At 57.9% G+C, this 13,249-nt stretch carries 7 protein-coding genes and 1 pseudogene; 6 read left to right on the top strand and 2 right to left on the bottom strand.

Going from position 1 to position 13,249, the window contains the following annotated elements:
* The first annotated feature begins 107 nt into the window (after window positions 1-107).
* The 5 genes from ACXAC3_RS20905 to ACXAC3_RS20885 all read left to right on the top strand — a co-directional run bounded on the left by ACXAC3_RS20905 (window position 108) and on the right by ACXAC3_RS20885 (window position 10,156).
* Window positions 108-449, top strand: coding sequence for a hypothetical protein (locus ACXAC3_RS20905; RefSeq protein ID WP_475164491.1), 342 nt, complete (start codon window positions 108-110; stop codon window positions 447-449).
* The gene (locus ACXAC3_RS20900; RefSeq protein ID WP_475164488.1) at window positions 446-4,036 is read left to right on the top strand and encodes a choice-of-anchor D domain-containing protein; all 3,591 of its coding nucleotides are present in this window, start codon (window positions 446-448) and stop codon (window positions 4,034-4,036) included. The genes ACXAC3_RS20905 and ACXAC3_RS20900 overlap by 4 nt, the downstream gene beginning before the upstream one ends.
* Window positions 4,037-4,355: 319 nt before the next feature.
* A complete protein-coding gene (locus ACXAC3_RS20895) occupies window positions 4,356-5,546 on the top strand; it encodes an MFS transporter (RefSeq protein ID WP_475164487.1) in 1,191 nt (396 codons plus the stop codon).
* 273 nt (window positions 5,547-5,819) lie between these two features.
* Complete coding sequence (locus ACXAC3_RS20890; RefSeq protein ID WP_475164485.1) at window positions 5,820-7,904, top strand: galactose oxidase-like domain-containing protein; 2,085 nt, start codon at window positions 5,820-5,822, stop codon at window positions 7,902-7,904.
* Between the two features lie 641 nt (window positions 7,905-8,545).
* Window positions 8,546-10,156 (top strand): arylsulfatase, encoded by a 1,611-nt coding sequence (locus ACXAC3_RS20885; protein ID WP_475164482.1) that lies wholly within the window; start codon window positions 8,546-8,548, stop codon window positions 10,154-10,156.
* Between the two features lie 508 nt (window positions 10,157-10,664).
* Here the strand turns inward: ACXAC3_RS20885 and ACXAC3_RS20880 are convergent.
* Window positions 10,665-11,254 (bottom strand): annotated as a pseudogene (locus ACXAC3_RS20880) (transposase); the annotation flags it as partial.
* 214 nt (window positions 11,255-11,468) lie between these two features.
* Window positions 11,469-11,645, bottom strand: a complete 177-nt coding sequence (locus tag ACXAC3_RS20875; RefSeq protein WP_475164480.1) for a hypothetical protein — start codon at window positions 11,643-11,645, stop codon at window positions 11,469-11,471.
* Window positions 11,646-12,156: 511 nt separating this feature from the next.
* On the opposite strand from ACXAC3_RS20875, the gene ACXAC3_RS20870 reads away from it, so the two are divergent.
* Window positions 12,157-13,125: a DUF3179 domain-containing protein gene (locus ACXAC3_RS20870; protein WP_475164477.1), complete on the top strand. Its 969-nt coding sequence runs from the start codon at window positions 12,157-12,159 to the stop codon at window positions 13,123-13,125.
* Window positions 13,126-13,249: the final 124 nt, after the last annotated feature.

Raw genomic sequence — 13,249 nt, 5'->3', positions numbered from 1 at the left:
CAAACATCTGGCAGGTCTCGTGATACTGATACTTTAGTGTCGGCCAAACGGAAACCGGACAGTGTCGCTCGTTATTCAGGACCTCAGTTTCAGAGGAGCATCTGGTAATGGCGAATTCCAAATCGACGAAACCAAAGACACGAAAACCAGGTAAAAAGGGCTCGGGCGGTTCCGGTGGTGGGAACGGCCGGGGATATGGCGGCGGCGGTGGTGATGATGAACCAATCGGCGAAGTGCCTGAAAACCTCGATGTTCACGAAGCCTTTTTGAAGCATCGGCTCGAAGGGGGTGAAACGCCCTCCTCACAGGCCTATGCCCGTGCTGCCCAACAATTCAAAAAACTTCCAGGTGCCATCCGTGGCAAGCCTGCTTTCATCCCTCCCGCCCCTCCTAAGGACGAAGAGGAAGATAGCGGCGATACCAGCGGCGGAGCGGAGGGCAAGAAATGATACCGGGAACAGTTTGGAAACCCATCGGCCCAAGCCCGATCACGGGCGGGCGCGAAGATAACGGTCTGATCACATCAATAGCGACGCATCCCAGCGATCCGGACATCGTCTATGTCGGTACTGCCGACGGCGGCGTCTGGAAAACCGGTGACGGCGGTGACAACTGGCTGGCCCTTTTTGACGAAGAGCTGTGCCTGGCGATCGGAGAGCCCAATTGCGTGGCCATCGATCCGGGGGACACCGATGTGATCTATGTCGGCACAAGCACGAGAGGTGCGGTCTCGGTTCAGCAGAGGGTTGGCATTTTCAAATCTTCTGACGGTGGGTCGAGCTGGATTCTGCTCGGTTCGGGTTACCCCGAGGGCAACGATGGTAACGCAGATGATTTCGCGAACCGCAATGTCAATTCGATCATCGTTGATCCGGCAAATTCGCAGATCCTCTATGCCGCGACGAACCGTGGTGTCTGGGTCTCGAATGATGGCGGCCAGAACTGGGTTCAGGGTACCGGGACCGCGAATTTTGACGCCCGCTCGCTGGAGCTGGACACCACCTCACCGGCCGGTGCACGCATACTTTATTCGGGCATGAGCCGTCAGGGCGTATTCCAGTCCACCGATGGCGGTGCCAACTGGGCACCGGTCATGACGGCAGCCACCCCGGCGGTAGCGGCCGTTCTGGGTGGCGGTGTGGTAATGGGTCAGGTCCTTGCGCGGCTTGCGCCACCGGCGTCGCCGCCCGCAGCGGGTGGCATCCAGGTGATCTATGCCGTCATTGCGCATAACGTTCGCGGCTCCAACCCCGATCCGATCGGTCTGTTCATGAGCACGGACCAAGGTGCGACATGGACTCAGCAGGCCGCAGCGGGCGCTGCCGCCGCAACGACCTTTGCAGGCTATTGTATGACGCTTGCGGTTGATCCGGCTTCGCCCGGGGATGGTGCCAACGACATCTTGTACTGGGGCACGCAAAACCAGGTTCGCTCGGCTGATTCCGGTGCAAACTTCTCCAATGTTTCGAACGGTCTGCATGCCGATACCCATGCCTGGGGCTTTTTTCAGCCGCCAGCGCCGGCGGCGACCACGATCTATTGCGGCAATGACGGTGGTATATTCCGATCGACGGATGACGGCGCCTCCTGGACAGCTCTGAATTCCGGCGGCTTCCAAACGACGCTGATCTACAACATGGACATCAAACCCGGAGCCACGGGCGACGTGACCGTCGCGGGCTTTCAGGACAATGGGCACAAGCGCACCGACGGCGCGCTTGGGTGGACATCAATCGGTGGGGCCGATGGCTGGGACATCGTCTATGACGGTGTGACCGCAGATCGCATGCTGTTCACGCGCAACGGCGGGAACCCCGCCACTCGGGTGCGCCGATCAACCGATGATGGCGGCAGCAACAACGATGTGACGCCGTGGGCAGCAGGCAGCGCTGAAGACGCCTTTTATTTGGCCAGCCTTGCCGCCGATCCTGGCAATGACGGGATCTTTTACGTCGCAAGCAACGCAAATATCTGGCAGAGCCTAGATGGCGGCGTCACCTGGCGTACGATCTTTCCGATCGCCTCGGGCTTTATTACGCCACGGATCGCTGTGTCGCCGACCAACGGTAACAACGTGGTCGTTTCCGCCGGTGGGCAGGTCTTCGTGTCGACCAACGCCATGGCGGCGACGGTTGGCCTTCCGAATGGCGTCACTTTCGCCAATATCACACGGAACCTGCCGGGTCGAAATGTCACCCGGTCGGCCTTTGATCCCAACGATGAGACGGCGATCTTCAGTGTGCTTGGCGGTTTCGCTACGGTTGGCGCGCCTGGCCACGTTTTTCGCACTACGATTGGCGGCACCCAATGGGCCGATATATCGCCCGATGTAAACGTGCCGTTCGGCGCCATTGCACTGGACGGGGACGAGACACCGTCGACAATCTATGCAGGCTGCGACCTGGGCGTGCTGCGCTCAGTGGATCGGGGCAATACATGGTACGTTCTGGACGACCTGCATTTCCCCAACGCTCCGGTGACCGATATCGTTGTCGGGCGCGGATCAAACGTGTTGCGTGCGGCAACCTATGGGCGTGGCGTCTTCGAATTTGCCGCGCCCGAAGGTCCGGTCATTGCCGTAAACCTTGAGGACAGGTTCGAGTTTGGAACGGTCTGCGAAGGCCCGGTGTCGCTGACATTGCAGGTGTTCAATGTCGGCACCGACGACCTGATCATAAAAAGCGTGCAGCGTATCCTTGGCTCGACCGCGTTCAGTATCGAAGCCTTCCCATCGACGCCCCTGTCGATCGCTCCCGGAGGAGAGGTCGATTTCACGCTGACCTATACGCCTTCGGCGCCAGGCGCAGCGGATCTGGCAACCATCCGGATCGCAAGCAACGACGCGGAGTCGCCAACCGTGGATCTGCTTGCAAGCGGCGAAGGCGGCACCGCTAAAGCCGAGCTGTCGATTGCCGATAGCGGCGATTTTGGTGAGGTATGCGTTGGCAAGTTCCGCGATCAGGGGCTTGTGATCAACAATTCCGGCCTCTGCCCGCTTCTGGTCAGCGGTATTGTGTCTTCTGCGCCGGTATTCTTTGTGCCCAACACTGTGTCCTTCCCCCTGAAGATCGCGCCAGGTGCCAGCATGGTATTGCCGCTGCGCTATCAGCCAACGGCGTTTGGCAGTGACCTGGCGGTGATCACAGTCAGCAGCAACGATCTGGATAGCCCGGCGCAGCTTGAAGTTTGCGGAACTGCGCCGCCTCCGCGGCTGGTCCTGTCCTTCGCCGATGATGGTGATTTCGGAAAAGTTTGTGTTGATCATTTTAGCGACAAGCCGTTGGTGCTGTCCAACAGCGGCAAATGCCCGCTGACGATCACTGCAATCTCGTCGAATTCGGCAGAATTCATCGTGCCACAGGTCCTGACCTTCCCGATCGTCATTGCTTCGGGGGCTGCTTTGCCGGTGACCATTCGGTTCCAGCCGACCTCTTTCGGCGCGAAAGCAGGTACGATCACGGTGGTCAGCGACGACCCGATGAGCCCGGCAAGCATCGATCTCACCGGGATGGCCCCAAGTGGTAGGCTGAAGATCACAGGAACGGGGTGCTTTGGCGGAGTCGAACTGGGTACGCACGCCCTGACCACATTTGCAATCTGCAACACCGGCGATTGCGATCTACATGTGACCAAGGTGGGCTTCAAGCAACCCAGCCGCTGCGAAGAGCTCTCTCACTGTGATAGTTGCGGATGCGATTGTAATTGCGGGTGTGACTGTGGATGCCAGGACGACGGTGATGACAAACACAGCAAGAAAAAGCGGCACTGCGACCAGAAGTGTCTCAACTTCAAGATCGTCAGCAATCCGTTCCCGGCGACGGTTAAGCCCGGCTCTTGTCTGGATCTGATCGTGAAATACACGCCGACCTGCAACAACTCAGCTTGTTGCAAGCTTGTGGTCAAGACCGACGATCCAGACAACAAAAAGGTGTCGATCTTTGTAACCGGTCACTTGAAACGCACATTGCACTCGGCCCTGAAGTGTTGGGCCGGGCAAGAGTTGAGTGACATGATCAAGGCGGGGAAATCCTGTTGACCCATCGCCGACCGATCACACGTTACCAAGGCACAATGCCGGTGAAGCACCAGCGTCCCAGTTATGGGTCGTTGCTTACTCTATCGCCCGGGCTCGCGGTGCTTCTTTCGGCATTTCTGGTTGGGGCAGTTGTCGCCATGTTGATCATGAGCGTGTTTATCCTGGCAATCATAATATTGGTTCTGGGTTTGTGCGCCTTCGGATTTGGCCGGCGTTTGCTTGTTCGCGGTCGCAGTCCGACCCGGCGGTCACTTGACGACACAGGCCGAGGTTAATTTTGTTGCCCGGAAACAAGGTCACGACCGGTGGGTCGGCGCTTGTGGCTCTGTTCCTCGCCGACCTAATAGTGCGGACAAGTTATCAGATCGGCAAAGCGCCAGTGCTGCCTGTCTTTGCACATGGTCTTGGTGCCTCGCCATTGCTGCTCGGCGCCATCATATCGGTATCGACCGCAACCGGGCTGTTTATCAAGCCGCTTTTTGGGTTGCTGTCGGATTATCGCGGGCGGTGGATCTGGCTGCTGACAGGAACCGCTCTGTTCACAGTTATCCCGTGCCTCTATCTGTTTGTCGAACACCCCTCTGATCTGTTTGTTTTGCGGCTTGTGCACGGGCTCGCGACCGCGATCTATGGCCCGGTGACCATGGCCTATGTCGCCGCCTGGCGCAGCGAAAAGGCGGCCGAAGCCTTTGGCTGGTTCGGATTGGCTCGCACCGCGGCCTACATCCTTGGCCCGCTTATCGGTGGTGTCGCGTTAACGTTCGCAGCACCGGAAATGATCTATGCCGCAACCTGTTTTCTTTCAGCATTGGCGTTCATTCCTACTCTGTATCTGAAAAATGCAGATCACGTCGCAAGCCCCGGAAAATGGTCGCTGACCGGCGCGGTGCATTCCATCGCGTCCAGCCGCCCCCTCATTGTCCTGGCTTTGATCGAGGGCACGACATACGTTGCGATCTATGCTGTCAGGGCGTTCATGCCGGTCATGGCTCTTGTGGCCGGTCACCAGCCTATTGCGATAGGCACATTCCTCGCGATTCAGGAGATTGCAAATGCATTGTTACGCCCGCCGATGGGCCGGCTCGCCGATCGGACCCGTCCGGTTTTGCCGCTTCTGCTCGGTCTCGGAGCCCTCGCCGCAGGGTTGTTGGTGCTGTCGGCTATAGGCCCGACGCGTTTCGCAATGCTGACGGCAGCGATTTTCATCGGCGCAGGTCAGGGCGCGTTCGGCCCGGCGACGTTATCGCTTGTCTCCGGCGCAACACCGTCGCAGCACCTCGGCCTGGCCTTCGGCAGCATCGGCGCGATCCGGAACGCGGGCAAGATCGCCGGCCCAATCGTGGCCGGTGCGCTGGTCAGCACCATGTCCTTTCAGGCTTCGTTCGCAAGCATTGCAGCGATCCCTTTGATGATTGCATTGTGGATTCTGTGTTTATCCCGAACCTCTTTGGTGCTCCATGTCAAAGCCGTGCGCTTCGAACGGGTGGAGGCACAACGGGGGAGGCGTTAGATGGCCTTGTCAGGTTCCTTTCGTCCCCCATGACTGTGTCTCGAAATCAGAAATCACGCAAAACTCCTGTCAAAGTCGTCACATCTACAACGACAACCTGCGCCGTTTCACGATGAACCGCCTTCGACCGAAACAGTTGAAAGCGGTTCTGACTTAGATACACGCCGAAAGCAAAACCCCGCCAACTGCACCCTCTGCGCCCTGCCGAAATTCAGAAATACGCCCATATGTGGTACCTTAGGGCATTCGAATTCACGCATTGGGAGAGGTAAATTGGCAGATCGCACAGTTACCCGTGCTGCCCGCAACGCTGACGGCAACATCATCGCAATCGGCAACCCATCCTCGGACTGGCAACAGCGCGACGCAAACTGGGCCATTCAGGACATTCTTGAGGACCGGCACCGTTACCTCATCGAATCCGCCACGGGCGTCATGCGTCCCATACAGGTGGTGAACGACCCCGACGGGCCGTATTTGCGTTCGCAGGCCGATACCACGGAAGAAAACAATCTCGACAATATCGAAGAGCTCGACCTCTCACCGTGGGAGGTTGCGCTCGACAGCACCGAGATTTTCGCGATCCATGCCGCTCTGGTCCCGCATAGTCACGAAGGGCAGGTGCTGATGATGGGCGGGGACGAGCATGACCCCAGCATGGCCGAGAATGACGATTTCCTGAACACCCGCATCTATGACGTGCGCAACAATCGCATAATCAGCATCAACTCGCCCGAAGCGGATGTGTTCTGCTGCGGCCACGCCTTTCTGGCGGATGGCCGTCTGCTGGTCGGCGGCGGGACCGAACACTGGAACCTCAGGCCGACCCCGCCGGATGACGAAGGCGAAGGTGGGATGCCGGACCCCGACCCGCATGTCGACATGCACGGGCAGCCGCGCGATCACTGGAGCGGCGCAATCGAATGCGCAATTTACAACAATGACGGAACCTGGACCGCAGCGGCGGACATGTTGTTCCAACCCGATCAGGATCAGGAACGCGGCGGCGGGCGCTGGTATCCCACGCTGCTGACATTGCCGGACGGGCGCGTGCTTGCCGTTGGCGGGCATCCACGACTGTCCGATGGCCGCCACGGCGCCTGGCTGCCCGAAACATACAATCCCGCCGATGACAACTGGACCTATCAGCCCGGCCATTGGATTTACGTCAACTGGCAGGATGTCCCGGTCGAACGCGAAGACCCCGAAGGCGACGACGAACTGGGCGAACCGATCCTCGATGTGGACGGCAATCTGATCGAACTCTTCGAATTTCCCGAAGGGCAGACACGCCCGGTTGTGGAAACCGAAGACGGGCCAGTGCAAGATCCCAACAGACGGTGGAATTACCTGTACTATCCGCGCATGTTTGTCGTCCCGGAAGGCCGAGTGTTCATGGCCTCGCCGAATGACGGCAACTGCCGCTGGTATGACATTGAAACCGGTCTGCCCACCGGTCCGTTCATCGACGGGCCCACCCATGGGGGCACCTATGCCGAAACCAACCACACTGCGGTGCTGCTGCCGCTTCTGCCGGATGAAGACGGCAACTACGCCGCGCATGTACTGTTCATGGGAAATTCCGGGCCCCGTCGCCTCAGTATCGGCACCAGCGACGCCACCGAAGCTCCTGCATGGCAGGAGACACCGCCGCGCGACTGGCCCGATATCCCGCCACCCGAATGGCCGCAGATCCCGCCCAAACGCCGGCACGGCATCGCCACGCTGTTGCCTACCGGCCAGGTCCTGTTTTCGGGTGGGATCAATGAGAATGCGGATGCCGGCCTGCCCGATACCGCTGCGGTGCACGCAGCCGAAATTTACACGCCCGGGATCGACTGGGATACAGGGCGCATCACCTTTGAGGACGAAAATTGGGTCACGACGGCCGAGGCAGGCATTACCCGCAACTACCATTCCGTGGCGCTCCTGCTGCCCAACGGCCGGGTGATGACGGCCGGGTCGAACATCAACGGCAGCTCGGGCGGGGATTCGGTCAAAGAGTTCGCGCTCGAAACCTACACACCTCCCTGGTTCCACAGCACCTCCCGGCCCGAAATCCTGCAAGCGCCGGGAACGATCGGCTACGGCGATACCTTCTCGGTCCACTGCACGCGTGCCGACCGGATTGAACGCGTGGCGCTGATGCGCTGCGGCTCGGTCACCCACGCCTGGGACGGCGACCAGCGCTATGTCGGGCTGGAATTCAGCCGGGGCGATGACGAACTGACTGTCACCGCGCCGCCCAATGGAGCAGTGGCGCCCCCGGGGCCCTATATGCTCTGGGTGATCGCCGAAGGCGGCCCCGACTCAGCCGGCCTGCCCTGCGCCCTGGCGCCGTTCGTATTGCTGTCTTGAGGGTTCGGTGTATTGCCACCGCGGGAAGTAAAGGCCTGTGTAAATCCGAGAATGGAGGCTACGCAGCCAAGGTGGAAGCCTCTTTTTTCTGCGTCCAAAATCAAAAGCACAGTGACACCAATCCGGGTGCGTAGAACACAGACCGTGTTGTTGCCGTGCTGTTAAGTTTACCATGCCTCCAGGTTTTACTGAACGAGTTGATCGACGAAAAACACATTGCTTGGAGTTTTATGGACATGATTAACAATCGCCCCGCGCTCCGTCGCTTTCATCCGGACTACAAGGACGCCTTTGTCTCCTTCATGCATGGCGGGGGTTGACGGCACTAGCCGACACTCCAATGGCAAAATCGCACGTTGCGATCCACCAAGACTTGAGCGGCCCAAAGGAGACATCCAGCGTAGACCTGCGATGCTGCTTTTCGGCCCGGCAATCCTGCCGTTCGCTGCAGATCCGAAGTCGAGAGCTGCATGAACTCACGCATCGCGGGTACCAAGTTAGATTTTCGGGCATCAGCGGCTGCTTTTGGCGCACTCACCTCAGCGTCTTTGCAAACTTTCAGCATGAACCTACACACTTTTTTCGTGACAAGATCACTTGAACTGTAAAGGTTTGCTCAAACTCATAGACGGAGTCCCAGCATGGAAGTCAAAAGTCGGCCGAACGTCATTTTAATCTTGGCCGATGACATGGGCTTTGCAGATTTGGGGGTCACCGGATCAGAAATACGCACCCCGAACCTCGACTCGCTCGCACGCAATGGCGTGCTGCTGACTTCAATGTACAACTGCGCCAGATGTTGTCCGACGCGTGCCTCCCTTTTGACCGGGCTTTATCCGCATGATGCGGGCGTCGGTCATATGGGTGCCAATCTTGGTACGCCCGCTTATCAGGGGTTTCTGCGCAACGACAGCGCCACGATTGCGGAACATCTGAGAGCAAACGGTTACCGGACCCTTATGTCAGGCAAATGGCATGTTGCCGGGGATTTCATGGCCAGAGAGGTCGACAGTTGGCGCGTCGGAGATCTGGAGCATCCAACACCACGTCAGCGCGGGTTCGATCGGTTCTACGGGATTGTTGACGGGGTCACACATTTCTTCTCGCCCCACTACATGCTTGAAGATGACAGCCGTGTCGAAACCTTCCCGGATGATTTCTATTTCACAGATGCAATCACCGACAAAGCCATAGGGATGATCGAAGAAACACCAGACAATCAGCCATTCTTTCTTTACCTCGCGCACACCGCACCGCATTGGCCCTTGCATGCCCATCCAGAAGATATCGCGCGCTATGACGGCGTGTATTCCAAGGGCTGGGATGCGACGCGCACAGCCCGACATGAAAGAATGAACGGGATGGGTGTGTTTCAAATGAATTGGGACATTTCACCTCGCGACGCCGATGTGCATCCATGGGCCAGTGAGGAAAACACCGATTGGGAGGCACGCAAAATGGCGACTTATGCGGCCATGGTGGACCGCATGGATCAATCCATCGGCAGATTGGTTGCAGAGTTGAAACGCATGGGTCAGTTCGAAAACACGTTGATCATGTTTTTGTCTGACAACGGTGGTTGCGCGGAGTTCATGGCCGAAGACGGATGGGCCAAGTTCTTTCCCGACACGACGCAGGATGGGCGGCAAATTACAATGGGAAACCGCCCGGACGTGATGCCGGGCGATGCTCTGACGTATCAAAGCTATGACAAACCATGGGCGAATGTCTCGAATGCGCCGTTTCGGCTGTTTAAGCATTATGTCCATGAGGGCGGTATCTCGACCCCGCTGATTGCCCATTGGCCAAAAGGGATTGTACCGGCATCCAACGCGCATGCGGCCTGTCACGTTGTTGACATCCTGCCCACCATTCTGGAGGCCACGGGATGTGCCTACCAAACCGAAGTGGGTGGTCACGCAATTCAGCCCATGCAAGGCCAATCGTTGATGGACGTCTTTCGCGGCAAGGATTGGGTCCGAGAAGAACCTATCTTTTTTGAACATGAGGGCAATTCCGCAATCAGGCTAGGACACTTCAAACTTGTCAGGCAGCACGGTCGGGATTGGGAGCTCTACGATATCGAAGCGGACCGAACAGAGCTGACGAATTTGCGGGGCAGCAATGCCAAATTAGAAGCGAAGCTAATCAAGCAATACGAAAGTTGGGCGCAGAAGACGGGTGTTTTGGATTGGAACGTTGCGCTTCCCAAACTTCTTGAAGCGTGGAAGATCGAAACCGCGGAAGGTTAGACTTTCTTGCAATTAGCGGCAAAGCAGAAATCATCAAAATGGGCTCTCTGCCGCCCGCCGTACCTACCGTTCGCTGCAGGGGCAAAATTGAGGGCTAGTTGAATTCAAAGTCTGCGGGCAAAGGCGACCTTGGATCTTGGCACTTCGCTGAAGCAGCAGCCCTTCGCGGTTGCGGCAGACCTACCGCTGCCACGCAGCGGGCGTCAACGTGGCCTGAGCTGAATCCGTAATTTCGCCGCAGCTTCATCGGAAAACTCAGACCGGAACGAAGCTGACCTTGGCAGTTTTCCGATCAATGGCTTCACCGGGAAAATCCCTAAAACAATCCGAAAAACCGCAAGGTTTAGATCATTTGGTTGATGTTCTTGCGATAAGCCATAGCAGCATCAACACCACAGATGCCATCAGATCGAATCTGCATCGGGCGCGATGTTTGTCCGTTGTCAGGGATTTTGGGACAAATGGCGCTTTGATCTAAGAGAGGATGTGGCTCATCCGATTGGTCTGATTATGCGGCGGATTTGCGGTGAAGCAAGCGCCGGGTTTCGAGTGCCTTCCGATTAATCCTTTCTCGTTGTTTCAAAAGGGTGTGGCCGCGCTCGAAGTAGACATCGGCTGGGGTGCTGTTTTGCAGGCTCTCGTGATAGCACCGGTGGTTGTAATAACCGACAAAGGCGTCGATCTGCTGCTGAAGGTCACCGGGCATATAGTAGTTTTCCGATAAAATGCGGTTCTTGAGAGTCTGGTGCCAGCGCTCGATCTTGCCTTGGGTCTGTGGGTGATATGGCACGTCTCGGACATGATCTTTTTCCTGATCTTCCAGCCATTCAGCAAGTTCACCAGAGATGTAGCTGGACCCGTTATCGCTGAGCAGCCGTGGCTTGTGGAAGACGGTCACCTGGGCACAGTCCGAGGCCTGCAAGGCCAGGTCCAGCGTATCGGTGACATCACTGGCCTTCATCGTCCTGCAGAGCTTCCTGCGATGATATAGCGGCTGAAATCATCGAGGATGGTCGACAGATAGAACCAGCCTCAGCCGATGACCTTTACGTAGGTGAAGTCGGTCTGCCAGAGTTGGTCCGGCCGAGTGGTTTTGTCTCCGCGTGCTCAGAAGTGCACGAACACCGTGCGCCTCCCGGCTTTTCATATGAACGGGGCTGAACCAACCCGTCCGCAGGATTTGGGCTACGCCACGAACATCGTTCCGATCCGTCTTGTTACGCATCGCCGATAGGGCGGTATTCACCTGACGCGCTTCCCTGCGGACAACTTCAAACCCTTCCGCTTTCAAACCGTAATACGAATGTTGACTTTATGTGCCGGGTTCAAAGCCAACACGCTCAAACGGAAAGCGTAGCGCAGTTAGATATCCGGCGATCTCCTCAATCTCACAAGGCTGCTCTCGCTCATGCAGAACCGTGCCCTTGCCGTCGACAACACAAATAGGGAAGGACCGCAGCGAAACATCCAAGCCCGCAAAATACTCCATTCAAAATCTCCCATGTTCACAGATCTGCTGTGATCCTATCGGGAGCTCGACCTCTGGTCAGGGGCGCTCAATTACGCATGCTATGAGCCGTTTCTCCAAGTTTTCTCTCGACGATGAGTTACTTGAGGCCGGTACAGCCATGGAGCTTGGAGGGCATCCTTTGTGAGTGTTTCAGAAGCCGCGTCCTGGTCAGGGCTCAAAATCGATACTATCCGCTATCACGAAGCGGAGGTGGCAGTTCCAAACGTGGCCCATGATAAGGACAGGCAGCGTAGATTTTACGACCTGATCGGGCCTTGCGTTGCTGGCGCCTTGCCGGTTTTGGGGTACAGTGAACCATGTTGTGCAGGTCCTGGCCGGAACCCCGGCTCTCGCCTCCACCCTGGTTTGCCGACGCCCCGAGGGAGCAATCCGATACCGGAGGCATGAATTCTCTTCACATTCTTGTGCCAGCCCTATGCAGACAGGTGTCCAGCCGTCAGGATTGCGCATCCACCGACCGGAGATGCCGATGCGCCGTCTTGTCCTGTTCGCCTTTCTCTTCGTCGCCGGTACAGCGCTCGCCAGCCCTGATCGCTGGAAACTTGAGTGGCCGCAGACCAATTTCAGCCGCAGTGCGGTCACGGATTGGTCCGAGATTCAGTCCGGCGGCCCGCCCAAGGACGGAATCCCTGCGATCAGCGATCCCAATTTCTTGCGCACCTCTGACGAAACGAGACTGGGCAAACGCGAGCCGGTGATCACGCTTGAGATCGACGGGGCCGAGCCGCGAGCCTATCCAATACGCTATCTGATATGGCACGAGATTGTGAATGACAGGGTCGGCGGAATCCCGGTGGCCGTCACCTATTGCCCTTTGTGCAATTCCGGCATGAGCTTCGATCGTCGCACCGCTGCGGGCACGCTCACATTCGGCGTCACAGGCAAGCTGCGCCATTCCGACATGGTGATGTATGACCGCGAAACTGAAAGCTGGTGGCAGCAGGCCATCGGCCGGGCCATCGTCGGCGATCTGACAGGCACCGAACTCAAGGCCCTGCCCACTTGGATGGAAAGCTGGGAGGAGTTCAGCAGCCGTAACCCGGATGGGCTGGTGATGAAGGAACCGGCCTATAATCGCGACTATGGGCGCAACCCTTATCGCGGCTACGACACCTTGTCGCGGCCTTTTCTCTATTCTGGTGAAAACCCGCCCCATGGTATCAGCCCACTGGCGCGCTTGGTCCGTGTCGGCGACAAAGCCTGGCCTCTGGAGAGGCTGAGCGCAGAGGGTGAGATCTCTGAGGCCGGGATAACGCTCACCTGGCGCGCGGGGCAGGCCTCGGCGCTCGACACCGGTCGCATCGCCAAAGGGCGCGATGTAGGCTCCGTCCGGGTGCGTAACGCATCGGGACAGGATATCGCCCATGATGTCATGTTCGCCTTTGCATTCCACGCCTTCTGGCCGGAAGGCAAATGGATGCTGGCCGACGGGGGTTGAACGTACCGGGCCCTGCATCGCCAGCGACTTCCCGGTCACTCTTTGCTGGGGGATTGTTTGGTAAATCGATCTGATACCAATTGGGAGGGGGTTTCAGAACCGGCCGCCTTCATTAGATTGGCAA

This window comes from Ruegeria sp. ABV4_181 (assembly GCF_056158465.1).
Note: the sequence above shows the minus strand (reverse complement) of the source record. Positions and strands in the feature narration are given on the sequence as shown.